The organism is Streptomyces antibioticus (assembly GCF_002019855.1).
Lineage (GTDB): Bacteria > Actinomycetota > Actinomycetes > Streptomycetales > Streptomycetaceae > Streptomyces > Streptomyces antibioticus_B.
The window spans coordinates 7,396,723-7,421,437 of sequence record NZ_CM007717.1; the positions used below are offsets into that span (position 1 = coordinate 7,396,723).

Below are 24,715 nucleotides of genomic sequence, written 5' to 3' on the forward strand. Positions count from 1 at the left end.
GCGCCGATGCCTGTCGCCGCAACCGGGGAGGCCCGCGATCATGACTACTCCAGGATTCGGATTCGGACGCAGCCCGTTCGAGGAGTTCGACGAGCTGATGTCCCGGTTCTTCGGCGGCGCCGGCGGGGGCGGCCCCGCCTCGCCCGCCCGGCGGCCCCAGCGCGTCGACATCGGCTCCCTGCTGTCCGAGCGGGCCCGTGAGCTGGTCGCTCAGGCCCGGGAGATCGCCGCCGAGGAGGGCAGCGAGGACCTAGACGCCCGGCATCTGCTGGCCGCCGCCACCACGCAGGACTCCACCCGCCGGCTGCTCGCCGAGGCGGGCGCCGACCCCGACCGGATCCGTGAGCGCCTCTCCTCCGGTCACGGCGGCGGCGCGCGCACCGAGCCCACCAGCCTGACCCCGGCCGCCAAGCGGGCGCTGCTCGACGCCTACCAGATCTCCCGCGCCGAGGGCTCCTCGTACATCGGCCCCGAGCATCTGCTGCGGGCCCTCGCCGTGAACCCCGAGTCGGCGGCCGGCCGCACGCTCGCCGAGACCGGCTGGGAGGGCGCGACCCGGATGCCCGAGGGCGGCGAGCGCAAGGCGCCCAGCTCCACGCCGACCATCGACGAGTTCGGCCGCGATCTCACCGAGGACGCCCGGGCCGGCAAGCTGGACCCGGTGATCGGCCGGGACGACGAGGTCGAGCAGACCATCGAGGTGCTCTCCCGCCGCAGCAAGAACAACCCGGTCCTGATCGGCGACCCGGGGGTCGGCAAGACCGCCATCGTGGAGGGCATCGCCCAGCGCATCGCCTCGGGCGACGTGCCGAAGACCCTGGAGGGCAAGCGGCTGGTCTCGCTCGACCTGGCGGGGATGGTGGCCGGCACCAAGTACCGGGGCGAGTTCGAGGAACGGCTGAAGAAGCTCCTGGACGAGGTCGGCGAGCACGGGGACGGGCTCGTCCTCTTCCTCGACGAGATGCACACCGTCGTCGGCGCCGGAGGCGGCGGCGAGGGCGCCATGGACGCCGGCAACATGCTCAAGCCGGCGCTGGCCCGCGGGGAACTGCACCTCATCGGCGCCACCACCATCGACGAGTACCGCAAGCACATCGAGAAGGACGCCGCCCTGGAGCGCCGCTTCGCCCCGATCCTGGTCGGCGAGCCCAGCGTGGACGACACCATCGAGATCCTGCGCGGTCTGCGCGACCGCTACGAGGCCCACCACCAGGTCCGGATCACCGACGAGGCGGTGGTGGCGGCGGCCGAGCTGTCCGACCGGTACATCACCTCCCGCTTCCTGCCCGACAAGGCGATCGACCTGATGGACCAGGCGGCCGCCCGGGTCCGGCTGCGCTCGCGCACCCCGCTGGCCGACACCCGGGAGATCGAGGACCGCCTCGCCGCCCTCAACCGGGAGAAGGACCAGGCCGTCGCCGACGAGGAGTACGAGCGCGCCAAGGAACTGCGCGACCGCATCAAGGAGGCGGAGGCCGAGCTGGACGGCAGCGCCGAGAAGTCGGAGGAGACGACCCCGAAGGTCACCGCCGACGACATCGCCGAGGTCGTCTCCCGCTCCACCGGCATCCCGGTCGCCCAGCTCACCGAGGAGGAGCGGGCCCGGCTGATGAAGCTGGAGGAGCATCTGCACGAGCGGGTCGTCGGCCAGGACGAGGCGATCACCGCCGTCGCCCGCGCGGTCCGCCGGGCCCGGGCCGGGATGAGCGACCCGAACCGCCCCGTCGGCAGCTTCCTCTTCCTCGGCCCCACCGGCGTCGGCAAGACCGAGCTGGCCCGCGCCCTGGCCGCCGCCCTCTTCGGCGACGAGCACCGCATGATCCGGCTCGACATGAGCGAGTTCCAGGAGCGGCACACCGTCTCCCGGCTGGTCGGGGCGCCGCCCGGATACGTCGGCCACGAGGAGGCCGGCCAGCTCACCGAGGCGGTGCGCAGGCAGCCGTACTCCGTCGTCCTGTTCGACGAGATCGAGAAGGCCCACCCGGACGTCTTCAACACGCTGTTGCAGATCCTGGACGACGGGCGGCTCACCGACTCCCAGGGCCGGACCGTCGACTTCAAGAACACCGTGGTCATCATGACGTCCAACATCGGCGCCGACCGGATCCTCGCGGCCGGGGTGGAGGACTACACGGCGGTCCGCGAGACGGTGATGCCGGTGCTCCAGCAGCACTTCCGGCCCGAGTTCCTCAACCGCATCGACGAGATCATCGTCTTCCGCGGGCTGGAGCGCGGCCAGATCCGCGAGATCGTCGATCTGCTGCTCGAACACACCAAGCGCCGGCTGCGCGCCCAGGACGTGGACCTGGAGGTCACCGACGGGGCGGCCGACCTGCTCGGCAACCTCGGCTACCAGCCCGACTTCGGCGCGCGTCCGCTGCGCCGCACCATCCAGCGCGAGGTCGACGACCGGCTCGCCGACCTGCTGCTCTCCGGACAGCTCAACCCCGGCGACCGGGCCCGGGTGGACGCGGTGGACGGCCACATCGTGGTGCACTCGGACCATCCGGCCAAGACCTGACGGCGTGACGCCGGTCAGACGGCGGGCCCGGATCCGTTCACGATCCGGGCCAGCCGTGTGTAGGAGTCCAGCAGCGCCGTACGGTCGTAGGTGCTGGTCGTGACGAGGACCTCCTGCGCGCCGGTGTCCTTGAGCAGGCCCTCCAGCTCGTCGGCCACCTGTTCCTCGGTGCCGGCGAGCTGTCCCGCGACACCGGACGTGTAGAAGCCGCGCTCCTTGGCGGTCATCTCCCGCGCCTCGACCGCCTCGGCGGGCGGCAGCGGCGGGAAGGTGCCGTGGGTGCGCGCGTACGCCATCGACCAGGCTTCGGGGACCAGGATCCGGCGGGCCTCCTCGGGCGTCCCGGCCACGGCGACCGTGCCCGAGACGACGACGTACGGCTCGCTCGCCCACGGTGACGGCCGGAACTCCGCGCGATAGGTGTCGACGCCGCGGCGCAGCCGGTCCCGGTCGCGCAGATCCCCGATGACCATGGGCAGACCCGCGCGGGCGGCGATCGCCGCGCCCTCGCCCATGGCCAGCACGAACGGCGGCACGGCCAGCCCCTCCGCGGGATAGGCGTGCGCCCGGGTGGGGGAGGTGCCGCGGAACCAGCCGAGCAGTTCGTCGAGCTGGGCGGCGAAGTCGTCCGCGTCGGCGTCGTCCCGGTCCCGGCCCAGCGCCCGGCGCACCCCGTCGGTGAACCCCACCGAGCGGCCGAGTCCCATGTCGATCCGGCCGGGGAACAGGGACTCCAGCACCCCGAACTGCTCGGCCACCACCAGCGGGCGGTGGTTGGGCAGCATCACCCCGCCGGTGCCCACCCGGAGGGTGCGGGTCGCGCCCGCCACGGCGGCCGCGAGGACGGTGGGCGCGGATCCGGCGACGCCGGGCACGCCGTGGTGCTCGGAGACCCAGAACCGGTGGTAGCCGAGCCGCTCCGCCTCCCGGGCCAGGTCCACGGTGTCGCGCAGCGCCTCGGCGGCGGTGCGGCCCTCGCGGACGCGGGAGCGGTCGAGCACGGAGAAGCGGGCCGAGGCGAGGACGGAACTCATACCGCCTTCAACGCCCTGCGCCGCCCGGGGGATTCCGCGGCGAACGGGCGGGCGTGCCGGTTCGGCGGGCGCTGTCTAGGGTGGCCGGGTGACCGACAGCCAAAGACCGCCGCTCGCCGTCTTCGATCTGGACAACACCCTGGCCGACACGGCCCACCGGCAGCGGTTCCTGGAGAGCAGGCCGCGCGACTGGGACGCGTTCTTCGCCGCCGCGCCGCAGGACCCGCCGATCCGGGAGGGCGTCGCGCTGGCCCGGAAGAGCGCCGAGGAGTGCGAGGTCGTCTATCTGACCGGCCGGCCCGAGCGCTGCCGGGCCGACACCCTGGCCTGGCTCGCCGCGCACGGGCTGCCCGAGGGGGACGTGCACATGCGGCGCGACCACGACCGGCGGCCCGCCCGGCGCACCAAGCTGGAGGTGCTGCGCCGGCTCGCCCGCGGCCGGGAGGTGCGGATGCTGGTGGACGACGACGAACTCGTGTGCGTCGACGCCGAACGGGCCGGGTTCACCGTCGTCCGGGCGCGCTGGACGGCCCCCTCCGCCGAGCTGAGGACCGCTCAGGAGGGGGAAGGGCGGACGTAGCCGGCGGCCGCTTCCGTCACTCCGACTCCTCCAGGCGGAAGCCCACCTTCAGTCCCACCTGCCAGTGGGCGATCTCGCCGTCCTCGATCTGCCCGCGCACCTGGGTCACCTCGAACCAGTCCAGGTTGCGCAGGGTCTGCGAGGCGCGGGTGATGCCGTTGCGCACGGCCGCGTCCACGCCCTCCGGCGAGGTTCCGACGATCTCCGTGACCCGGTAGGTGTGGTTCGACATCGGGTGCTCCTCTCGGCCGCGCGGGCGGCGTCGGGTCTGTCACGCGTCACTCCACCGTGCCCCACGCCGCGCCGTGCCGCCATGTGTGGGCCGGGCCCGCACGGTCGGCGGTCAAAAGTCCGATATTGGTATGTATGCGGTGATATAAGGATCATGTGAAGGGGCGTGGTCGTACGCATCGATGGTCCGTGCGGTCGCGCCCGCTATCCGTGATTGGGGGTTTGAAGGAGACCATGCGGCTGTTCAGAGTCCCGATGTCCCGACAGGCGCCGATCCCCGTGGCCCGCCCGCCGGTCCGGCGCGTGGAGACCGGGGCACACTGGTACCGTCCCACGGCGCTGACCGTGGACGTCCTCGCCGCCGGCCTGCCGATCGCCGCGGCGTTCGTCGAGGTCCATGAGCCCCACCCGCTGCGCCTGGCCGCAGCCTCGGCCCTGCTGTGGCCCCTGATCGGTGTGTTCAGCAAGCGGTACACCCCGCTGGCCTGGGGCGACCGAGGCGGCCTGAGGGCCGTGATACGGGACTGGCTGGTCCTCGTCGGCGCCCTGGCCACGGTCCGGGTCGTCTGCGGTCTGGACAGTGTGCCGGCCGAGGCGTTCACCGCCCTCATCCCGGCGCTCGTCCTCACCGCCGTCTGCCAGAAGTCGATCCACCGTCATCTGCTCGCCGCCCGCCGCAACGCCCGCGCCCTGCGCCATGTACTGGTCGTCGGCGAGGCCCCCACGGTCGACGCGGTGGTCGAGCAGCTCGCCCAGCGCACCGACCACGAGTACGTCGTCGTCGGCGCCTGTCCGGTGGGCGACGGCGAGATGCGCTCCGGGGTGCCGGAGTACGTACGGCTGCCCGGCGAGGCCCCCGAGTCGCCGGAGACGGACGCGCTCGCCGTGCTCACCGCGGCCGACGAGATCGCGGCCGACCTGGTCTTCGTCGCCCCCGGCCGGCTGATGTCCGGGGAGCGGATGCGCCGGCTGTCCTGGGCCCTGCACGACGGGGGCCGCTCGCTCATGGTGCTGCCCGGCATCACCGACGTGGCCCGCCGGCGCATCCGGCTGACCTCGGCGGCCGGTCTCACCCTGCTGCACATCGCGCCGCCCCTCCAGCGCGGTTCGCACACCGTGGCGAAGTCGGCGCTCGACCGGGCCGGCGCCCTCGCCCTGATCCTGTTCTTCTCCCCGCTGCTCGTCCTGCTGGCGCTCGCCGTCCGGCTCGGCTCACCCGGTCCCGTGCTCTACCGCCAGACCAGGGTCGGCCGGCACGGGAAGACGTTCGCCATGTGGAAGTTCCGCACCATGGTGGTCGACGCGGACCGGCTCAAGAGCGGTCTGGAGGCACAGAACGAGAACGACGGCCATATGTTCAAGATGCGGCGCGACCCCCGGGTCACCCCGGTGGGCCGGATCCTGCGCCGCTACTCCCTGGACGAACTCCCCCAGCTCTTCAACATCCTCTTCGGCCACATGTCCCTCGTCGGGCCGCGTCCGCCGCTGCCCGAGGAGGTCCTCAAGTACAACGGCGTCGAGATGCGCCGGCTCAGCATCAAACCGGGCCTGACCGGACTGTGGCAGGTCAGCGGACGCTCGGACCTGTCCTGGCGCGAGACCGTCGCGCTCGACCTGCGCTATGTCGACAACTGGTCGCTGGCCGGGGACATGAACGTGATGGCCCGCACCCTGCGCGCGGTGCTGGACGGCCAGGGCGCCTACTGAGGCCCCGCACGAGGACGCGGCCCCGATTCCCCGCGGGGCCGCGTCCTCGCCGTACGTCCGCCATCCGGGCACGTCTGCCGTCAACACGCGGTGAACCGGGCCGCGGTGTCCCCGGCGGCGTGAAGGATCGCGTCATGGTACAGACCACATCCGCCCGGCCCGCGGTCCCGGCGCGGTCCCTGCGCGGCTTCACCGGCGCCGGATACGACAAGGGGCGCCCACCGCTGATCCAGGCCGCCTGGTACGCCGCGCTCCATCTCCTCTTCGTCAAATGGTGGTTCCCGGCCCGCTGGCGGCCCGTCCTGCTGCGCGCCTTCGGCGCCCGCGTCGGCCGGCGGGTGCTGATCCGGCGCGGGGTACGCGTCCACTGGCCCTGGAAGCTGGACATCGGCGACGACGTCTGGATCGGCGAGGACGCCTGGATCCTCAACCTCGAACCCGTCACCATCGGCAGCGACTGCTGTGTCTCGCAGGGTGCGCTGCTGTGCACCGGGAGCCACCGCCGCCGTTCCGCCACCTTCGAGTTCGACAACGGCCCCGTCCGTCTCGAGCCGGGCAGTTGGGTCGCGGCCCGCGGTGTCGTGCTGCGCGGGGTCACCGTCGGCCGGGGCGCGGTGGTCGGGGCCGGCGCCGTCGCCCACCAGGACCTGGCGTCGGGCGCGGTCCTGACGGCCGGTCCGGCCGGGCAGGCCGGAAAGGCGGTCCCGGCGTGAGAATCGTCCATGTGGTCACCCTCGTCAGCGACGACGGGGCGTTCGGCGGCCCCACCAGCGTGGCCGTCGCGCAACTGGAGGAGTGCGCGGTGCGGGGACACGACGTGACGCTGGTCTCGCTGTGGCGCGGCGCGGCACCGGCCGCGCCCCGCCTGGGCGGTGTCCGGTTCGTCTCCCGCCCGGCGTGGCGGATCGTCCCCGGCCGGGGCTGCCTCGGCCTGATGCATCCGCTGCTGCTGCGGGACCTGTGGCGGGCCATGGGGCGGGCGGACGTCGTGCATCTGCACGCGGGGCGCGACCTCGTCTCCCTCGCCGGTCTCGCCGTCGCCCGGCTGCGGCGCAAGGAGTTCGTCACCCAGACCCACGGCATGGTCGCGCCCCGCACCGGTGCCGTCGCCCGGCTCTTCGACCGGGCGTTCGTGCCGCTGCTGCGCCGGGCGCGCGGCTGTCTGGTGCTCACCGAGCACGAACGCCGGGACCTGGCCGAGGTGTTGGGCCCCGACGGACCCCCGCTGGTGTCGCTGCCCAATGGCCTGCGCTGCGCCCCCGAGGAGGCGAGCGACGGGGTGCGCGGCGACCGCGAGGTGATCTTCCTGGCGCGGCTGCACCCGCGCAAACGCCCCGAGGCGTTCGTCGAGATGGCCGCCCTGGTCCACAAGGAGCACACCGGCGCCCGGTTCACGCTCTACGGCGCCGACGAGGGATCCCTGCCCGAGGTGCGGCGGCTGATCGCCGAGCGCGGACTGACCGGCGTGGTCTCCTACGGCGGCGCGCTGGACCACGATGCGGCGCTGGCCGCCTACCGCCGGGCCGCCGTGTACGTCCTGCCGAGCGTGCGGGAGCCGTTCCCGATGACGGTCCTGGAGGCGCTGGCCGAGGGAACTCCCGTCGTGTGCACGGACAGCAGCGGCATCGCCGCCGAGCTGGCGAGCCGGCAGGCCGCGTTGGTGACGGACGGCAGTCCGGAGGAACTCGCGGACGCGGTGGGCCGGTTGCTCGCCGACGCCCCGCTGCGCGGGCGGCTGGCCGCGGCCGGGCGGCGGGCCATCGACGAGGTGTTCTCCATCCGTGCCGTCGTGGACCGGCTGGAGGAGCTGTACCGCGGCCGTCGCGGATGACGACGGCGGGCGGTCCGGCCGCCGTACGCGGCCGGACCGCCCGCGGAGAGCGCGTGCGCGGGGTTCAGCGCACCGGGAGGAGACTCACCGAGCGCAGGATGTCCTCGAAGCGGGACGCGCAGTCCTCCAGGGCGAACTCCCGCTCGGCCAGGGCCCGGCTCTCCTTGCCGAGGGCCTCGGCGCGCGCCGGGTCCGACAGGATGCCGGCGGCCCAGACGGAGGCTTCGTCGAGCGCGGACTCCTCCGGCGCGAAGACCGCCGAGCCCGCCTGGCGCAGCAGGTGGGCGGCCAGATTGCCGGCCGGCATCAGACCGAGCACCGGACGCCCGGCGCACAGATACGACAACGTCTTGGACGGGACCGAGAACTCCCCGGCGTCCGCGCCGAGGAGCACGACCAACAGGTCGCCGGTGCCCAGGACTTCGGGCAGCCGCTCGTACGGCTGGAAGGGCAGCAGGGTCAGCTCCACACCCCGGGCGGCCGCCGCCTCGCGCAGCACGGGCACCGCGGGACCGTCGTTGACCACGACCAGCCGTACCGGGCAGCCGCGCCCGCGCAGCCGCTCGGCCAATTGGACCAGCAGTTCCGGGTTGTGCTTGAGGCCGAGGGTGCCGGAGTAGAGGACGGTGCGCACCCCGTTCAGCCCGTGCTCGGCCGACCAGGCGTTGGCCCGGTCCACCGGCACGATCTCGTCCAGCGGCGCCCAGTTGGGGATGACGGTGACCTTGTCGGCGGTGCCCCACTCGCGGTGGATCCGCAGGAACGAGTCGGCGATCACCACCACGGCCGCGGCCCTGCGCGCGGACCACTTCTCGCCCGCCCCGAAGACCTTGGCCGCGATCCCCATCGACCGGGCGACGCCCTCGGCGGCGAAACTCTTGAGCGCCACGGCGGTGACGTCCTGGTGCCACAGCACCCAGGGGATGCGCAGCCGCCGCAGCACGGCCGCCGCCACCACCAGCACCGGGATCGGCAGGTTGGACAGCAGTGCCACGTCGGGCTTCTCCCGCCGTACCTGCCGGGCCAGTTCGAGACCGAGCAGGGTCTCCTGGCGCAGACGCCGGACATAGGCGTCCTTCTTCAGCGCGGTGCCGTCCCCGATGGTGGCGAAGCGCAGACCGGGCGTGTCCCCGGCGAGGTTGCCCTTGCCGGAGACGTACGCCGTGCAGGTCGAGTGGACGACGTCATGACCGCGGCGGGCCAGCTCCCGGCTCAACTGCGCCTGGAACGGGTGACCGCTGTAGTCGTGGACGAGGATCCGCATCGGTACTCCCTGTCCTGATGCTCGGTCGGGCATCACTGGTGGGAGCGCTTGACCTGGTCGTAGACCCAGGCGTACGTCTTCTCGAGGCCGTCGAGCAGGGTGACGGACGGCTCCCAGCCGTGGATCTCGCGGATCAGGGTGTTGTCGGAGTTGCGGCCGCGCACGCCCTGCGGGGCGTCGAGGAGGTGCTTGCGCTCGCAGCGCACACCGGCGATCCGCTCGACGATGTCCACGAGCTGATTGATCGTCACCAGCTCGGAGGAGCCCAGGTTCACCGGCTCGCCGCTGTCCCCGCACATGATCATCTGGCTGCCGTGCAGGCAGTCGTCGATGTACATGAAGGAGCGGCTCTGCTCGCCGTCGCCCCAGATCTCGATGCGGTGGTCGCCGCTGAGGACCGCCTCGGCCACCTTGCGGCAGACCGCGGCGGGCGCCTTCTCCCGGCCGCCGGTCCAGGTGCCGTTGGGTCCGTAGACGTTGTGGTAGCGGGCGACGCGGGTGACGAACCCGAAGTCCTCCGCGTAGTGGCGGCACATGCGCTCGGAGAACAGCTTCTCCCAGCCGTAGCCGTCCTCGGGCTGCGCCGGGTAGGCGTCCTCCTCGCGCAGCGCGGTGAGGTTCGGGTCGGTCTGCTTGCCGGCGGCGTACACGCAGGCGGAGGAGGAGTAGAAGTAGCGCTCCACACCGGCCTCGTGGGCGGCGCGCAGCATGTGGGTGCTGGTGAGGACCGACAGCATGCAGGCGGTCTTGTTGTTCTCGATGAAGCCCATGCCGCCCATGTCCGCGGCGAGCATGTACACCTGACGGGCGCCGCGCACCCCGGCGCGGGCGCTCTCCAGGAGCGAGAGGTCGTCGACGACGTTCTCGGCGTCCGGGTGGACCTGGTACCACTCGTGCCGGGGCTTGATGTCGATCGACCGGACGGTCAGCCCCTGGGCCAGGAGGTCGCCCACGAGATGACCACCGATGAATCCCCCGCCTCCGGCGACGACGACGTCGACCTGCTTGCTCATGGCACAACTCCTCTGGGAATCCGGAGATCTGATGTGCGGTCAGTGCGACCGGCGACCATAAGCAATACACATTTGTCGGGATTTACGGGAAATGGCGCGCCGCTCCCGATCATGCGCGTCACCTCGATGACTCTGTCCGGGGAGCGTCCCGTCCAACTGAATGATTTGTGCGCGCCTGGTCTGATTTAGGAGATATGAGCGCTATATATCCTTCAGTGATGTTTCAGCCTAAATACTCGCTCGGCAGAGAGGTCGGGATGCAGGACGCCCGCGTCCGCAGTGTGGCTGCGGTCTTCGTCTGGGCCGTGGTGCTGACCGTCGTGCTTCCGGGGCTGATCCTCCAGGCGCACGGCGTGCGGATCTCGCCCGCCCTCGCCCTCCAGGGCGTCGTCGTGGCGCACTCCGGCGGCGCCCTCGCCCGGGTGCTGACCGCCTCCACCGTGCGGTTCGTCGGCTTCGGGTTCTGGGTCTTCGCCTATGTCTGGCTCGGCCTGGCCCCGCTGGCGATGCTCGCCACCGACACCTACCCGTGGCCCTACCGCGCCGACCAGCTCACCGCCCTCGGCGCCGTGGCCGTCGTCGAACTCGGGCTGCTCGCCTACAGCGCCGGCACGGCCCTCGCCGGCCGACGCGACCAGGGCCGCGCGGCGAGCGCACCGCCCGGACTCGTCGAGCGCGTCCTCGCCCGGCGGATCGCGCCCTGGCGGCTGATCGCCCTGTGCGCGCTCGCCCTCGGCCTCGCCGCGGTGCTGATCTCCGGCCAACCCGGCCGTCTGGGCGCCTACTTCACCAGCCGGGAGGCCATCACCGAGGCCGGCGGCGAGGACTCCTCGCTGCGCTCGCTGCTCACCTGGTCGCTGTCCGTCCCCGCCTTCTGGGCCCTGCTCGGACTGCTGCGGGTGCCGCGCGCGACCGGCGGCGACCGCTGGCTGCGCGGCGTGCGCTGGCTGCTCCTGCCGGTGCTCGTCGCGCTCAACGTCGTCGTCAACAACCCCATCAGCAAACCGCGGTTCTGGGCCGGCATGGTCCTGCTCACCCTGCTGTTCTCGATCCCCCGGCTGTGCCGGCCCCGGGCCTTCCGCGTCACCGCGGCCGCCCTGATCGCCGCCCTGCTGTTCGTCTTCCCCTACAGCGACTACTTCCGCTACAGCGACCGGGAGGACGTCGCCGTCGTCTCGCTCTCCGAACAGTTCACCGCCAACGGCGACTACGACGCCTTCCAGCAGGTGCAGACCGGCCTCGACCACGCGCGCGACGACGGCCTCTCCCCGCAGAACGTGCTGGGGCCCCCGCTGTTCATGGTGCCGCGCTCGATGTGGCCGGAGAAGCCCGAGGACACCGGCATCGCCCTGGCCCGGTACGCCGGTTACGACTTCCACAACCTCTCCGCGCCGCTGTGGATCGAGAGTTACCTGTGGGCCGGCCCCTTCGCGGTGATCGTGGTGTTCTGCCTGCTCGGCGCCTTCGGCCGGCGGGTCGACGACGTCCGGCACCGGCTGCGCGACCGGGCGGGCGTCCTCGCGGCGCTGCTGGTCCCGGCGTTCGCCTTCTACCAGATGGTCTTCCTGCGCGGCAGCCTGCTCGCCATCGCGGGCCCGCTGACCCTGCTGGTCGCCGTCCCCCTGCTCATCAGCACCCCCACCGCCCGAGCATCCCGGTTCCCCTCAACGGCGATGCCGACCGCACCCAACCGTCACGCATCGATCCCCGGAACAGGAGGGCACCCGTGACCGGCCCCATCCACTTCGACGACCGGTACGACGAGCCGGACCAACTACGCGACCAACTGCGTCGCATCCTGCGGCACCGCATGCTCATCGCGCTGGGGATCCTCCTGGGAGTGACCGGCGGCCTGGCCCTGGCCCAGCACCGCGCCCACACCTACAGCGCCACCAGCGAAGTCCTCGTGCGCTCCACCTTCGACCAGTTCGGCGCGGTGGGCGTCAGCGCCGACAACCAGGTCAGCATGACCACCGAGCAGCAGATCGCCGGCAGCGCCGCCGTCGCCCTGCGCGCCGCCCGCATCCTGGGCCGCCCGGACAGCCAGGCCAACGACTACGCCTCCCGGGTCCGGGTCACCAACCCGCAGAAGTCCCAGGTGCTGCGCTTCGAGTTCACCGCCGCCGGGGCCGACCGCGCCGCCCGCGGCGCCAACGCGTTCGCCGAGGCGTACCTCGCCGACCGCAAGAGCCGCAGCGAGGCCACCGTGCTGCGCGCCACCAAGGCCCTCGACCAGCAGATCGACGTCCTCAACGAGCAGCTCGCCAACGACACGGCGCCCGCCAAGACCGCCGCGCAGAGCCAGCTCTACACCCTCCAGAAGCGGGTCCTGGACATCAAGTCCCGCGACATCGACGCCGGTGACGTCGTCCGCCGCGCCACCGCCCCCGCCCTGCCCATCGGCCCCGGCCTGCGCACCCTGCTCGCCCTCGGCCTGGTCTGCGGTCTGCTGCTCGGCATCGTGCTCGCCTGGGTGCGCTCCTCGGTCGACAACCGGATCCGCTCGGTCGGCGAGGTGCAGGGCGCCCTGCGCGCGCCCGTGCTCGGCATCCTGCCCGCCGACAGCCGCCAGGGCGACACCCTGCTGACCGTCGGCCGCACCGAGGGCACCCGCGCCGAGGCGTACCGGGCGCTCGCCTTCCGGCTGCGCCAGATCGCCGGCACCGCGGGCCCCGGCCGGGTGCTCGTCGTGGCCCCGCGCCACTCCGAGGCCGCCGAGGAGGTCGCCGCCAACCTGGCCGCGGCCCTGGCCGACGACGGCGGTGACGTCCTGCTGGTGGACGCCGCCCCCGACACCTCCGACCTCGCGTCCCGGCTGCCGCTGATGCCGTACGAGGCCCCCACCCTGGAGGAGGCGTTCCTGCCGGCCGGCAGCGTCCTCGTCGAGGCCGACGTCACCGGACGGTTCGCGTTCGCCTCGGGCGGCGCGAACGCCCCGCACGTCCGCGTCGGCGACCGGGACCGCGCGCACGGTGACGGCGACCTGTCGACCGTCGTCGTCACCGGACCGTTCCTCGCGGACGCCGACGCGCTCGCGGTCGCCCAGCGGGTCGACGGCGTCCTCGTCGTCGCCGGTCTCGACGGCACCCGCCGCGACGACCTCCGCCAGGTCGAGGAGCTGATCGGCTGCGCCGGCGGACGCCTCCTCGGCGCCGTCCTCGACGCGGGCCGCCCGCGCCGCAAGCTGCGCGGGCTGCGCCGCCGTCCGAAGTACCGTCCCGTGGCGCACGCCCCGGCGTCGGCCATGGAACTCCCCGTGCAGGACAGCACCCTCACGGTCTCCCGCCGGTGACCGCCCCCGAAGCGGCCGCTCCCACCCGCCCCGGGGCCCCGGCCCCGAGCGGGGTGGCCGCGGCCGCCCGGGGCGGCTGGTGGGGCGTGGCGGGGTCCGGCGTCAACGCCGTGTTCTCCTTCCTCCTCGTCGGCCTCATCACCCGCGCCGTCGGCGCCGAGGGGGCCGGCGCGATCTTCACGGGCGTCGCCCTCTTCACCATCCTCAGCAACACCTGCAAGCTCGGCGCCGACACCGGCCTGGTCCGGTTCGTGCCGCGCGACCTCGCCGTCGACGACGGCCGCTCGGTGGACGCCCTGCTGCGCACGGCCGTCCTGCCGGCGGCTGTCGCCGGCACCGCCGCCGCCGTACCGCTGCTGATGTCGCCCGCCGTGGCGACCGCGCTGCTGCCCGACCTGCCCGCGGCGGACGCGATCGCGCTGGTCCGGCTCTTCGGGCTCTTCCTGCCCGCCGCCACCGTCGGCATGGTCCTGCTCGGCGCCACCCGCGGCTACGGCACCGTCGTCCCGTTCGTCGGCGTGGAGCAGATCGGCAAGCCCGTGCTGCGGGTGCTGATCGCCGTCCCCGTGGCGTTCTGGCTGCCCGGGACGCTCGCCCTCGCCTCCGCCTGGCTGCTGCCCGCGTTCGCCGGTTCCGTCGCCGCCTGGGTGTGTCTGCGCCGCTGCCGCGCCGCCCGCCCGCACCCCGCCAGCGGGCCCGGCACCGGCGGATCCTCCGTCACCTGGCGGGAGTTCTGGGGCTTCGCCGGACCCCGCGCGGTCTCCTCCGTCTTCGACATCAGCGCCGTATGGGTCGGCGTCCTGCTGCTCTCCGCGCTCGCCACGGCCGGCGAGGCGGGCGTCTACACCGCGATCGGCCGGGTCGTCACCGCGTGCACCCTCGTCCAGCTCGCCGTCCGGCTCGCCGTCGCCCCCGAGATCAGCCGGCTGCTCGCCGTCGACGCCGTCGTCCCCGCGCAGGCGCTGCACCGGATCTCCACCTGCTGGACCGTGCTGTTCTCCTGGCCGCTGTTCGCCGTCGTCGCCTCCTTCCCCGAGACCGTCCTGTCCGTGTTCGGACCGGAGTTCGGCATCGGCGCGCCGGGACTCGTCGTCCTGTGCGCCGCCTCGCTGGTCAACGTCGCGGTCGGCAACGCGCAGACCGTGCTCCTCATGGCGGGCCGCAGCTCCTGGCATCTGGCCGTCACCGCCGCCGCGTTCGGGGTGCAACTGGTCGTCGGGCTGCTCGCCGTACCGGTCTGGGGCGTGCTCGGCGCCGCCGTGTCCTGGGGCGCGGCGATCGTGGTGGAGAACCTCACCGCGGCCCATCTGGTGCGCCGCAGGCTCGGCTTCACCACCGTCGACGGCGGCTACGCCGTGGCCCTCACCGCCGGTCTCCTCGTCACCGTCGTCATGACGGCGACCCGGCTGATGAAAGGTGACACTCCGTCAGGACTCGCCGTGGGGATGGCTTTGGGATTGTGTGTATTTGGTACTAGCTTGTGGCGATATCGGACGTCGCTGGGAGTGAGCGAGCTGGTCGGGGTGCTGCGCCGCCGCGCCGCATGAGCACCCAGTCGGCGTCTCGGTCCGCCTCCCACCCACACCACTGCCCTGGGGTGTCCATTGCGCCTGAGAAAGCTCCGTACGAAGCCGGTCACGAGGGCTGCCGTCACCGTCCTCGTGTGCTCCACCGCCCTCCTCGACGCCTCCCTCGCCGCGGCCGCCGAAGGTGACCCCGCAACGCTCTCCGCCGACCCGCTCGCCACCTGGCAGCCGGAGGGCATCGTCTGGTCGCTGGCCGCCGCGAACGGCGTCGTCTACGTCGGAGGAACCTTCGAGACGGTCCGTCCCCCCGGCGCCGCCCCCGGCCAACAGCAGGTCAAGCGCCGCAACTTCGCCGCGTTCGACGCCAAGACCGGCAAACTGCTGCCCTGCGCACCGGCGTTCACCGGACACAACCACACCGTGCGGGCCATGAAGGCGTCGCCCGACGGCCGGGTGCTGTACGTGGGCGGCTCCTTCGCCCAGGCCGGCTCCGAGAAGGTGGCGAACGTGACGGCCATCGACACCAAGACCTGCGCCGTGCTCAAGCAGTTCAAGCCGGCGGTCTCCGCGACCGTACGGGCCATCGACGCCACCGACGGCACGGTCTACCTCGGCGGCGATTTCGGCAAGGTCGGCGGACAGGCCCGGCCGCGCATCGCCGCCGTCGACCGCAAGGGCGCCCTGCTGCCCTTCAAGGCCGAGATCGACCAGCCGGTGCGCGCCCTGTCCATCGCGACGAAGCACAAGACGCTCTTCGTCGGCGGGGACTTCGAGGCCGTCAACGGACAGTCCGTCCGCTCGCTGGTCGCCCTCAACCCCACCACCGGCGCGACCCTGTTCACCTACCCGGGCTGGTTCCCCGCCCAGTCGTCGGTGAAGACCATCGCCCGCGACGACACCCGCTTCTTCGTCGGCGCCGAGGGCCACGGCCCCGGCATCTACGACGGCCGGATCGCGGGCCGGCTCACCAACGGGACCATGGTGTGGAAGGACACCTGCTTCGGCGCCACCCAGTCCGTGGTCCCCTTCAAGGGCGTCCTCTACAGCGCGTCCCACGCCCACAACTGCAACGAGACACCGGGCGGGTTCCCCGAGCGCGGCGACCGCCAGCATCTGCTGGCCCAGTCGGTCGACGACCGCCGGATCCTGCACTGGTTCCCCGACACCAACGGCGGCCTCGGTGAGGAGGTCGGCCCCCGCGCCCTCGTGGTGTCCAAGGGGTACCTGTGGGTGGGCGGCGAGTTCACCAAGGTCAACGACAAGCCGCAGCAGGGCCTGACCCGCTTCGGCGACACCGACACCGGGGCGCCGAAGGTGCCCGCGCTCAAGCTGGACAGCGCCCAGCCGGGCAAGGTCACCCTCGCCTGGCGCGCCACCTGGGACCGCGACGACGCCGTCCTGACCTACCGCATCTACCGAGACGGGAAGCTCGTGGCTCGCAAGACGGAACGTTCCACCTACTGGGACATGCCGAGGATGACGTACACCGACACCGTGGCGGCCGGCTCGCGCCACAGCTACCGGATCGAGGTGACGGACGGCACGAACACCTCGGCCAAGTCCGCCGCCCTCGACGTGACCGTGCCGAAGCCGGCCAAGCGCGCGGCGGCCCCCGAGGCCACGCCGGGCGGGACGCCGCAGCAGCGGTCGGCGGTGGAGCCGCAGACGCAGCAGGCGCCGGAGTCCGAGCACGAACAGTCCTGGTCCCCGCGGGAGTTCGCCGAGGCGGCCGCGAACGAGGCCGGTGAGGTGCGATGACCCGTATCGGATTCGCCCCCGGCGTCTACGACCTCTTCCACGTCGGGCACCTCAACATCCTGCGCGAGGCGCGGCGGCACTGCGACCGGCTGGTGGCGGGCGTGACCTCCGACGAACTGACCGAGCGCCTCAAGGGCCGGGCCCCGGTCGTCCCGCTGGCCGAGCGGCTGGAGATCGTCCGCAGCCTCCGCTACGTGGACGACGCGGTGGTGGAGTCGGAGGTCGACAAGCTCAAGACCTGGCGGCGCGTCGGCTTCCACCGGATCTTCAAGGGCGACGACTGGCGCGGCACCCCCAAGTGGCTGGAGCTGGAACGGCGGTTCGCGGAGGTCGGCGTCGACGTCGTCTACTTCCCGTACACCATGCACACCTCCTCCACGATGCTGCGCGGCGCCCTGGAACTGCTCGCCGCGCCGCAGCCGGTGGAGATCCCGTCAGCGCAGCTCCCGGTACCACTTCACCAGGAAGGCGGCCATGAACAGGACATGGGCCGCGAGCAGGGCGCAGTACACCGCAAGGAAGACGTCCTGGCGTCCCAGGAATAGGAAGCTGACGCAGGTCAGACCGTAGTCGACCGGCAACAGCAGGACGGAGCGGAGCGCCGGGGGCGAGGCGGGCGCGGCCTCGCCCGGGATCCGGCGCTTGAGCTTCTCGGTCAGGATCCCCGCGAAGAAGATCACCACGGCCGCGAGCTGGAAGACCATCGGGGCCAGCAGGAAGACCGGGCTCGGCAGGGTGAAGAAGCGGTAGAACGACACCAGGACGACCAGATGCAGGGTGACGATCTTGACGCAGTCCAGCACATGGTCGAGCCACTCGCCGGACGCGCTGCCCGAGCGCTGGCCCCGGGCGAGCTGACCGTCGGCCGCGTCCAGGGCGAACCCCACCGCCAGGGACGCGGCGACACAGACGGCCAGGGTCGGTCCCGGCGGCACCAGCGCCACCGCCGCCAGGGCCGGGAAGGTGAACAGCGCGCCGAGGACGGTCAGTTGATTCGGTGTGGCGCCCGCCCTGAAGGCCACCGCGGCGAGCAGGCGGCCGGCCGGACGGTTGACGAACCGGGTGTAGAGCGAGACGCCCTTGGCGGGTTTCTGGGCCGCCGACAGTTGCCTGAGTACCTCGGCGAATTCGGTCATTTCTCTCCTTGAGCGACAAAACCGCTTGAAAGAAGGCAATTATGGCAGAACGGGGAGGTGGGACGGCTCGTGTCAGTCGTCGGCAACTTCTGCGTGGCGGAGCGACGATCCTGGCCGCCACGGCCCTGACCGGCCACAGCGCGTCCGCCGCCGTGGGGCCCGGACGACCCGGCCCGCTGGGACCGGCCGGCGCCGGGCGGCCGCGCTCCGAACTGCTGGCCCGGGTGATCAACGTGGCCGACCTCGGGGCGGTCGGCGACGGACGCACCGACGACAGCGCGGCGTTCGAACTCGCCTACACGCTCGCCGCGAGCCGGGTCACCGGCGGGGTCGGGCGCACGGTCATCGAGATCCCCGCCGGTGAGTTCCTCATCACCCGCCCGAACGCGCTCCTCGACGGGGCCGCGCCGCTGCGGCCCGCCAACGGGCTGCGGTACATCGGGGCGGGCAAGCGGATGACCACGATCGTGTTCCGCCCGGCGACCGGACCGGGTTCCTTTCTCTGCCGCAACGAGAACATCTGGTCCAACATCGCCTTCGAACGCATCCAGTTCCGCTCGGCGACGCCGGGCGCCTCCTTCTTCAGCTCCTACTCCACCGGCCAGGCGCAGGACTACCGGTTCACCGAGTGCGAGTGGATGGGGGAGTGGGAGTACGGGCTCGCCCTCGACGGCACGGACACCAACTCCGAGATGCGGTGGGAGGCGTGCCGGGTCGGCGGCGCGTACCGCAGGGCCTTCCTCTACTCGGGTCTGTCCCAGCGCGGCCAGACCGATCCGAACCAGCAGGACCAGTTCCTCAACTACTGGTTCACCGACATGAAGGTCGAGTACGAGTGGGGCAACTTCCTGGAGTTCCCCTACGGCGGCTCGATCACCTGCCGGGGCGGCTCCTACATCATGACCGGCACGCGTCCCGAGAACACGCCTGAGTACGGCACGAGCAGCACGTTCTTCCGCTTTCCCGTGCCGCAGCACCACGACTCCGTCCAGCGCTTCCACGCCCAGGACATCCGCTTCGAGGTCCGCAACCCGGACACGCGGGTCATCGACTGCCAGTGGAAGAGCGGCACGGTCCACTTCAGCGACTGCGACGACACCGGGCAGGCGTTCAAGGACTTCGCCCCCGAACTGCGCGCCCACCGCTACACGGTCGGGCCGCGCGGCCCGCTGATCCGCTACGACTCCTGCCAGCTCGTGGGCCGCCACGAGTACCGCGCCCTGGAGCGCGAGGCCCCCGCCCAGACGGTCGCCCGCTACGACATGTGCCTCCTGCGCAGCCACCCCGAGGCCGACTTCGTGGCGACGGAGGGCGCGGCTGCCCGGGAGACGGGCTTCGTCACGTTCGTCAACTGCCTGGACGGAACACCGGCCCGCGAGACACCGGCGACGGAGCCGGAACCGGCGGCCCCGGAGGCGGCGGCTGAGCCGGCAGCCCCGGAGGCACCGTCCGAACCGGCTGGGCAGGGCAAGGCGGAGGCACCCCCCGAGGCCCCGCCGGCCACCGTCCCACCACCCGGACGCTGAGGACGGACCGACCGACCGCACTGCACCACCCATACGCGATCATGACCCCATGGACCCTCGTTTCCTCGGCATACCCGAGCTGACCGACGTCCCGTCCGTGGCGGTCGTGGTCGACGTGATGCGCGCCTACACGGTGGCGGCGTGGGCCTTCGCGCAAGGTGCGGAGAAGATCGTCCTCGCGGAGTCCCTGGACGACGCCCGCTCCCTGAAGGCCCGCCACCCGGACTGGGTGACACTCAAGGACGGCCCACCGTCCCCGGGCTTCGACGCCGTCAACTCACCGGCCCTCCTGAGATCGACCGACCTCACGGGCCGGACCGTCGTCCAGAAGACCACGGCGGGAACGGTCGGCGCGCTGGCCGTCAAGGACGCCTCGCTGGTCCTGTGCGCGAGCTTCGTGGTGGCGGAGGCGACGGCACGCGTCGTGCGCACACGCGCCAGCGACGACGTCACCTTCGTGATCACCGGCGAGGAGGGCCGCGCGGAGGAGGACCTGGCCTGCGCCCACTACATAGCCCGGAGGATCACCGAACCGAGCACAGACCCGACCGACTACCTTGAACGTGCCGCCAATTCCGCAGCGGCGGCCGAGTTGAGCCAGGGCGTACGCGAGGGATCCCACCCCGACGACGTCCCCCTCTGCCTCGAACTCGACCGCTTCCCCTTCGCGATGCGGGCGACGCAGGAAGACACACTCATGATCCTGCGCCCGTACACCTAGGACATGCTCAGCGGGCCACGCTCAGTGACAGTGCGAAGCGGCCCGCCTCGTCCGTCCACCAGTGGGTCAAGTGCAGGTCTGCGGCGGCGAGTTCATTGCGGACTCCTGACTCTCTGAACTTTGCTGAGATCTCCGTGTGGAGTTCCTCGTCGGTGGTGAAGTCCACTGCCAGGTCCAGGGCCGGGATTTTTACCGTTTGGGCCGTGCGGGAGCGGAGGCGCATTTCGATCCACTCGTTCTGGGTGTCCCAGAGGGCCACGTGGTCGAAGGCGGTGGGGTCGAAGTCGGCGCCCAGTTCGCGGTTGACGACGGACAGGACGTTCTTGTTGAACGCGGCTGTGACGCCGGCCGCGTCGTCGTAGGCCCTGACGAGGATCTCCTCGTCCTTGACCAGGTCGGTGCCCAGGAGGAGGGCGTCGCCGGGGGAGAGGAGGGCGCGGACCGAGGTGAGGAACTCGGCTCGTTCCGTGGGGAGGAGGTTGCCGATCGTGCCGCCCAGGAAGGCGACCAGGCGGGGGCCCGGGGTGTCGGGGAGTTCCAGGCGGGCCGTGAAGTCGGCGATCAGGGCGTGTACATGGAGGCCGGGGCGTTCGGCGATCAGGGCCTGGCCGGCCTGGGTCAGGGCCGTTTCGCTCACGTCGACCGGTACGTAGGTGTGGAGTTGGGTGAGGGCGTCGATGACGAGGCGGGTTTTTTCGGAGGAGCCCGAGCCCAGTTCGATGAGGGTGCGGGCGGCCGTCGCCGTTGCGATGTCCGGCGCGCGGGTCGTGAGGATCTCGCGCTCCGCCCTCGTGGGGTAGTACTCCGGGAGTTCGGTGATCTGCTCGAACAGTTCGCTGCCGTGCGCGTCGTAGAACCACTTCGGCGGCAGGGTCTTGGGCGTGGTGGTGAGGCCGTGCCGGACGTCGGCGCGCAGCGCGGCGTCGGTGGCGTCCTCGGGGAGGGTGCGGGTGATCTGGAACGGACTCACGTGCCGGTCTCCTTGGGTGGTGCGGGTGGTGCGGGTACCGCGGCGGTGCTCGGGTCCTTGAGGGGGGTCAGCAGGACGTCCGTGCCGTCCGCCACCAGCAGGGTGCGGTCGGGGACCTCCCGCCAGCGGGGATCGTCGTCGTAGGGCTCGGAGGCCACGGCCGTGCCGCCGCCGGGCTCCGTCAGATACCAGAGGGTGTCGCCCCAGGCGGTCGCGGTGATCGCGGTGCCGTCGGTGAGCAGCAGGTTGAGGCGGGAGGCAGGGGCCGCCGCGGCGACCTCCAGCACCGTGTCGGCGAGTGCCTGGCCCGCCGCGTCGCCCGCCCGCAGCCGGGCCAGGACCAGCGCCCACACGAACGCGGAGTCCGTGCGGGCCTCCATCGACAGCAGATCGGCCGCGGGCAGCGTCCGGGTCAGCGCGGCCAGGGACCCGGGCCACCCCGGCACCGCCCCGTTGTGGCTGAACAGCCAGGTCCCGGCCGTGAACGGAGCCGCCGCGGCCTCCGCGTCCGCCCCGGACAGCGTCGCGTCCCGTACGGCGCCCAGCAGCGCGCCCGAGCGGACCACCCGGGCCAGGTCGGCGAAGGACAGGTCCGCCCACACGGGCCCGGCGCGACGGTAGCGGGCCGGCACCGGATCCCCGGCCGCGTACCAACCCACGCCGAAACCATCGGCGTTGACCGTGCCGTACCGCTGCCGCCGGGGCGCCCACGACTGGCGGTACAGACCGTGCCCGGGCTCCACGAGGACGCTGCCCAGCGTCACCTCGGGGCCCAGGTAGGCGATATGACGGCACATCAGACGGCCTCCGAGCGGGCGGTGCGGAAGCCGGAGAAGATCTGCCGCCGGATCGGATAGTCCCAGTTGCGGAAGGTGCCCCGGCAGGCCACCGGGTCCACCGCGAACGAACCGCCGCGCAGCACCTTGTACTCGGGGCCGAAGAACACCTCCGAGTACTCCTTGTACGGGAACGCCCGGAACCCGGGGTAGGGCAGGAAGTCGCTCGCCGTCCACTCCCAGACATCGCCGATCAACTGCCGTACCCCGAGCGGGGATTCACCGGCCGGATAGCTGCCCGCCGGGGCCGGGCGCAGATGGCGCTGGCCGAGGTTGGCGTGCTCGGGTCCGGGATCGGCGTCGCCCCACGGGTAGCGCATCGAGCCGCCGGTCGCCGGGTCGAAGCGGGCCGCCTTCTCCCACTCGGTCTCGGTGGGCAGCCGGCGTCCGGCCCAGCGGGCGTAGGCGTCGGCCTCGTACCAGCACACGTGCAGCACCGGCTCATCGGGCGGCACGACCTCGGTGATCCCGAACCGGCGGCGCAGCCACTGCCCGCCGTCGAGATGCCAGAACAGCGGGGCGCGCAGCCCGTGCCGCCTGACGTGCGCCCAGCCCTCCTTGGTCCACCAGCGTTCGTCGTCGTAGCCGCCGTCGTCGATGAACGCCCGGTAGGCGCCGTTCGTCACCGGGGTGGTGTCGATGAAGAAGGGGGCCACTTCCCGCCGGTGCGCGGGGCGTTCGTTGTCCAGCGCCCAGGGCTCGCCCGAGGTGCCCATGGTGAACTCGCCGCCGGGGACCAGGACTTCGGCCGGGCCGGTGAACAGCGGGGCAGGTTCCGGGTCGGGGGCGGTCAGGGCCTGGGGGCCGGTGCGGAGCTGATGGGTGATCAGCATGGTCTCGTCGTGCTGCTGTTCGTGCTGGGCGATCATCCCGAAGGCGAACCCGGCCTCGGTCAGCCGGCTGCCGTCGAAGCGTGCCGACTCCAGCAGGTCCAGCACCCGGCCGCGGACCTCCGCCGCGTACCGGCGTGCCTCGGCGGGCGGCAGCAGCGGCAGCGACGGCCGTTCGGAACGCGCATGCTCGAAGGCGTCGTACAGGCCGTCGATCTCGGGCCGCATCGCCTCCCGGCCGGCCACCGTGCGCAGCAGCCACAGCTCCTCCTGGTTGCCGATGTGGGCCAGGTCCCAGACCAGCGGTGACATCAGCGGGGAGTGCTGGGCGGTGAGGTCGGGGTCCTCGACGCAGCTCGTCAGCAGCGTGGTGCGCTCGCGCGCGGTGGTCAGGCCGGACAGCGCGCGGGCGCGGAGGGTGTCGGAGTCGGTCGCGGCGTCCAGGGCGGTCTCGGTCATGACAGGAGGTCCTTCCCGTGCGCGCGGGTGTGCGTGCCGCGCAGGCGGTCGAGCTGGTCGTCGGCGGGGGTGCGGCCGGTCAGCACATAGCGGTCCCGGTACGCGGTGACGGCGTCCACCAGGGCGGGGCCCGCCCCGATCCGGGGCAGTGCGTCCAGCGCGGCCGCGAAACAGATCTCGGCGGCCTCCCGCAGCTCGGGGTCGGTGAGCCCGTCCCGGGCCGCGTCGATCCACAGCGGATTGTGCGGGGCGGGCAACGGCCCCGCCCGCTCGGCCAGCGGTTTCACGGCGCGGTAGGCGGTCTCGGCGGCCTGCTGGTCGTCGAAGAGCGCCGTCGTCACGGCCACCGGCACCGTCCAGCCGTCCTCGCCGGACTGGGCGTCGATCATCCGCAGTTCCAGATGGCCGCGCGGTCTGACCGGCGGGAACAGGGTGGTGAGGTGGTAGTCGAGATCGGCCCGGGTGGGGGACCCGGTGCGGGTCCACTCGCGAAACGTCAGCCGCTCGGGCACCTCCCACGGCCCGCTGTCACGCCGTACGCACATCACCGGCGCGTCCAGGACGTGCCGGGCCCACGTCTCGCGCGGGTCGCCGTCCAGGACGGGCGCGCCCGCGCGGCCGGCGCCGATCTCCATCCACAGGAGCTGCCGGCTGGACCGCCAGCCGGTGGGGGCGCCGCGCAGGAACGGCGAGTTGGCGAACGCGGCCGTCAGGACCGCGCCCAGGGTGTGCGCCAGCCACCAGCGCCGCCCGTGCCCCAGCGGGCCGGGCTCCTCGTGACCGGCGTCCAGACAGACCTGGACGGAGGCCGAGGTGCACATCATGGCGCGGCCGGCCGGTCCCGTCCGGTCCAGGCACGCCTCCATGGCGTCGTACCGGGGCTCGCGCAGAAAACGGCGGGGGGTCCGCCAGGGGTCGGTGCCCAGGCCCACCAGGGTGAGGTCCTGCTCCCGCAGGGCCGCGCGGACGGCCTTCAGATCGGCGGAGACGGTGTCGACGACGTCCGTCAGGGAGGCGGCGGGCGGCGAGCTGAGTTCTAGCTGGCCGCCGGGTTCGACGGTGAGCGCCGAGCCGAGGGGCACGCTCTCCAGTGCGGCGTAGGCCGCGTCGAGTCGTTCGGGTGTCACGGGGAGCCGCGGCGAGCGCAGCTCGTGTATCAGCCATTCCAGCTCGATCCCCACGGTGGTGGGCGGGCCGGTCTTGAAGCAGATGCCCCGGACGAGGGCCTCCACCTCGGCTTCGGACAGGGGGTCGCGGTGCTCCGTACAGTCGGTCGGGTCGGTGCTGTCGCTGGCCGAATCGGACATGTCGGGATCCTCCTGAGATTCCACCATGCCACCGGTCGTGCCTCGGGGCGGCCCGACCGGGATCGCTCGTCCCACCCAAGACCCTCGTTCCGAATCCCACAAGGGTGCACATCGGCGGATCCGGGACCGGGAAGCTCCGGTTCCGTGCCGCTTTCGGGCCGTTTCCTGGGCGT

General features: G+C 72.4%; 20 protein-coding genes and 1 pseudogene. 12 read left to right on the plus strand and 9 right to left on the minus strand.

What is annotated here, in order from left to right:
- Positions 1-40: 40 nt before the first annotated feature.
- Entirely contained in the window at positions 41-2,521 is a 2,481-nt protein-coding gene (locus AFM16_RS33560) for an ATP-dependent Clp protease ATP-binding subunit (protein WP_078636176.1), read from the plus strand.
- A gap of 14 nt (positions 2,522-2,535) precedes the next feature.
- Here AFM16_RS33560 and AFM16_RS33565 read toward each other — a convergent pair whose 3' ends face one another.
- A complete protein-coding gene (locus tag AFM16_RS33565; RefSeq protein ID WP_078636177.1) occupies positions 2,536-3,555 on the minus strand; it encodes an LLM class flavin-dependent oxidoreductase in 1,020 nt (339 codons plus the stop codon).
- 88 nt (positions 3,556-3,643) lie between these two features.
- On the opposite strand from AFM16_RS33565, the gene AFM16_RS33570 reads away from it, so the two are divergent.
- Entirely contained in the window at positions 3,644-4,135 is a 492-nt protein-coding gene (locus AFM16_RS33570) for a phosphatase domain-containing protein (RefSeq protein ID WP_078636178.1), read from the plus strand.
- A gap of 16 nt (positions 4,136-4,151) precedes the next feature.
- Here the strand turns inward: AFM16_RS33570 and AFM16_RS33575 are convergent, their stop codons facing one another.
- A complete protein-coding gene (locus AFM16_RS33575; protein WP_078636179.1) occupies positions 4,152-4,367 on the minus strand; it encodes a dodecin in 216 nt (71 codons plus the stop codon).
- A gap of 233 nt (positions 4,368-4,600) precedes the next feature.
- On the opposite strand from AFM16_RS33575, the gene AFM16_RS33580 reads away from it, so the two are divergent.
- From AFM16_RS33580 to AFM16_RS33590, 3 genes are all read left to right on the plus strand, one after another.
- A complete protein-coding gene (locus tag AFM16_RS33580; RefSeq protein WP_179123340.1) occupies positions 4,601-6,073 on the plus strand; it encodes a sugar transferase in 1,473 nt (490 codons plus the stop codon).
- Between the two features lie 134 nt (positions 6,074-6,207).
- Complete coding sequence (locus tag AFM16_RS33585) at positions 6,208-6,786, plus strand: LbetaH domain-containing protein (protein ID WP_078636180.1); 579 nt, start codon at positions 6,208-6,210, stop codon at positions 6,784-6,786.
- Positions 6,783-7,904, plus strand: a complete 1,122-nt coding sequence (locus AFM16_RS33590; protein ID WP_078636181.1) for a glycosyltransferase — start codon at positions 6,783-6,785, stop codon at positions 7,902-7,904. Before AFM16_RS33585 ends, AFM16_RS33590 begins: the two co-directional genes overlap by 4 nt.
- Positions 7,905-7,968: 64 nt before the next feature.
- Here AFM16_RS33590 and AFM16_RS33595 read toward each other — a convergent pair whose 3' ends face one another.
- Positions 7,969-9,168 (minus strand): glycosyltransferase family 4 protein, encoded by a 1,200-nt coding sequence (locus AFM16_RS33595; protein WP_078636182.1) that lies wholly within the window; start codon positions 9,166-9,168, stop codon positions 7,969-7,971.
- 32 nt (positions 9,169-9,200) lie between these two features.
- Positions 9,201-10,181, minus strand: coding sequence for an NAD-dependent epimerase/dehydratase family protein (locus AFM16_RS33600; RefSeq protein ID WP_078636183.1), 981 nt, complete (start codon positions 10,179-10,181; stop codon positions 9,201-9,203).
- A gap of 218 nt (positions 10,182-10,399) precedes the next feature.
- Between AFM16_RS33600 and AFM16_RS33605 the strand changes: the two genes are divergently transcribed.
- The 5 genes and pseudogenes from AFM16_RS33605 to AFM16_RS33625 all read left to right on the plus strand — a co-directional run.
- Positions 10,400-11,911, plus strand: a complete 1,512-nt coding sequence (locus tag AFM16_RS33605; protein ID WP_245177862.1) for a hypothetical protein — start codon at positions 10,400-10,402, stop codon at positions 11,909-11,911.
- Complete coding sequence (locus AFM16_RS33610; protein ID WP_078636184.1) at positions 11,908-13,473, plus strand: GumC domain-containing protein; 1,566 nt, start codon at positions 11,908-11,910, stop codon at positions 13,471-13,473. The genes AFM16_RS33605 and AFM16_RS33610 overlap by 4 nt, the downstream gene beginning before the upstream one ends.
- Positions 13,470-15,020 (plus strand): oligosaccharide flippase family protein, encoded by a 1,551-nt coding sequence (locus tag AFM16_RS33615; RefSeq protein WP_078636185.1) that lies wholly within the window; start codon positions 13,470-13,472, stop codon positions 15,018-15,020. Before AFM16_RS33610 ends, AFM16_RS33615 begins: the two co-directional genes overlap by 4 nt.
- Before the next feature lie 114 nt (positions 15,021-15,134).
- On the plus strand, positions 15,135-16,757 hold the full coding sequence (locus AFM16_RS33620) for a fibronectin type III domain-containing protein (RefSeq protein WP_245177863.1): 1,623 nt from the start codon (positions 15,135-15,137) through the stop codon (positions 16,755-16,757).
- A pseudogene (locus tag AFM16_RS33625) lies at positions 16,754-17,170 on the plus strand (FAD synthase family protein); the annotation flags it as partial. The gene AFM16_RS33620 and the pseudogene AFM16_RS33625, both read left to right, overlap by 4 nt.
- 21 nt (positions 17,171-17,191) lie before the next feature.
- Here the strand turns inward: AFM16_RS33625 and AFM16_RS33630 are convergent.
- Positions 17,192-17,893, minus strand: coding sequence for a CDP-alcohol phosphatidyltransferase family protein (locus AFM16_RS33630; RefSeq protein WP_078636187.1), 702 nt, complete (start codon positions 17,891-17,893; stop codon positions 17,192-17,194).
- Between the two features lie 41 nt (positions 17,894-17,934).
- Here AFM16_RS33630 and AFM16_RS33635 point away from each other — a divergent pair, with 41 nt between their 5' ends.
- Positions 17,935-19,419: a glycosyl hydrolase family 28-related protein gene (locus AFM16_RS33635; protein WP_078636188.1), complete on the plus strand. Its 1,485-nt coding sequence runs from the start codon at positions 17,935-17,937 to the stop codon at positions 19,417-19,419.
- A gap of 49 nt (positions 19,420-19,468) precedes the next feature.
- Positions 19,469-20,140: a 2-phosphosulfolactate phosphatase gene (locus tag AFM16_RS33640; protein ID WP_078636189.1), complete on the plus strand. Its 672-nt coding sequence runs from the start codon at positions 19,469-19,471 to the stop codon at positions 20,138-20,140.
- A 7-nt stretch (positions 20,141-20,147) separates the two neighbouring features.
- Here the strand turns inward: AFM16_RS33640 and egtD are convergent, their stop codons facing one another.
- The 4 genes from egtD to egtA are packed head-to-tail and all read right to left on the minus strand — an operon-like array spanning position 20,148 to position 24,542.
- Positions 20,148-21,110 (minus strand): L-histidine N(alpha)-methyltransferase, encoded by a 963-nt coding sequence (gene egtD / locus AFM16_RS33645; RefSeq protein ID WP_078636190.1) that lies wholly within the window; start codon positions 21,108-21,110, stop codon positions 20,148-20,150.
- On the minus strand, positions 21,107-21,907 hold the full coding sequence (gene egtC, locus AFM16_RS33650; protein ID WP_078636191.1) for an ergothioneine biosynthesis protein EgtC: 801 nt from the start codon (positions 21,905-21,907) through the stop codon (positions 21,107-21,109). The genes egtD and egtC overlap by 4 nt, the downstream gene beginning before the upstream one ends.
- Positions 21,907-23,235: an ergothioneine biosynthesis protein EgtB gene (egtB, locus tag AFM16_RS33655; RefSeq protein WP_078636192.1), complete on the minus strand. Its 1,329-nt coding sequence runs from the start codon at positions 23,233-23,235 to the stop codon at positions 21,907-21,909. The genes egtC and egtB overlap by 1 nt, the downstream gene beginning before the upstream one ends.
- Complete coding sequence (gene egtA, locus AFM16_RS33660) at positions 23,232-24,542, minus strand: ergothioneine biosynthesis glutamate--cysteine ligase EgtA (RefSeq protein WP_078636193.1); 1,311 nt, start codon at positions 24,540-24,542, stop codon at positions 23,232-23,234. Before egtA ends, egtB begins: the two co-directional genes overlap by 4 nt.
- Positions 24,543-24,715: the final 173 nt, after the last annotated feature.

Coding starts and splice junctions, on each gene's coding strand:
- AFM16_RS33560 (WP_078636176.1), top strand. CDS start 41: ATGACTACTCCAGGATTCGGATTCGGACGCAGCCCGTTCGAGGAGTTC.
- AFM16_RS33565 (WP_078636177.1), bottom strand. CDS start 3,555: ATGAGTTCCGTCCTCGCCTCGGCCCGCTTCTCCGTGCTCGACCGCTCC.
- AFM16_RS33575 (WP_078636179.1), bottom strand. CDS start 4,367: ATGTCGAACCACACCTACCGGGTCACGGAGATCGTCGGAACCTCGCCG.
- AFM16_RS33580 (WP_179123340.1), top strand. CDS start 4,601: ATGCGGCTGTTCAGAGTCCCGATGTCCCGACAGGCGCCGATCCCCGTG.
- AFM16_RS33585 (WP_078636180.1), top strand. CDS start 6,208: ATGGTACAGACCACATCCGCCCGGCCCGCGGTCCCGGCGCGGTCCCTG.
- AFM16_RS33595 (WP_078636182.1), bottom strand. CDS start 9,168: ATGCGGATCCTCGTCCACGACTACAGCGGTCACCCGTTCCAGGCGCAG.
- AFM16_RS33600 (WP_078636183.1), bottom strand. CDS start 10,181: ATGAGCAAGCAGGTCGACGTCGTCGTCGCCGGAGGCGGGGGATTCATC.
- AFM16_RS33605 (WP_245177862.1), top strand. CDS start 10,400: ATGTTTCAGCCTAAATACTCGCTCGGCAGAGAGGTCGGGATGCAGGAC.
- AFM16_RS33630 (WP_078636187.1), bottom strand. CDS start 17,893: ATGACCGAATTCGCCGAGGTACTCAGGCAACTGTCGGCGGCCCAGAAA.
- AFM16_RS33635 (WP_078636188.1), top strand. CDS start 17,935: ATGGCAGAACGGGGAGGTGGGACGGCTCGTGTCAGTCGTCGGCAACTT.
- AFM16_RS33640 (WP_078636189.1), top strand. CDS start 19,469: ATGGACCCTCGTTTCCTCGGCATACCCGAGCTGACCGACGTCCCGTCC.
- egtC (WP_078636191.1), bottom strand. CDS start 21,907: ATGTGCCGTCATATCGCCTACCTGGGCCCCGAGGTGACGCTGGGCAGC.
- egtB (WP_078636192.1), bottom strand. CDS start 23,235: ATGACCGAGACCGCCCTGGACGCCGCGACCGACTCCGACACCCTCCGC.
- egtA (WP_078636193.1), bottom strand. CDS start 24,542: ATGTCCGATTCGGCCAGCGACAGCACCGACCCGACCGACTGTACGGAG.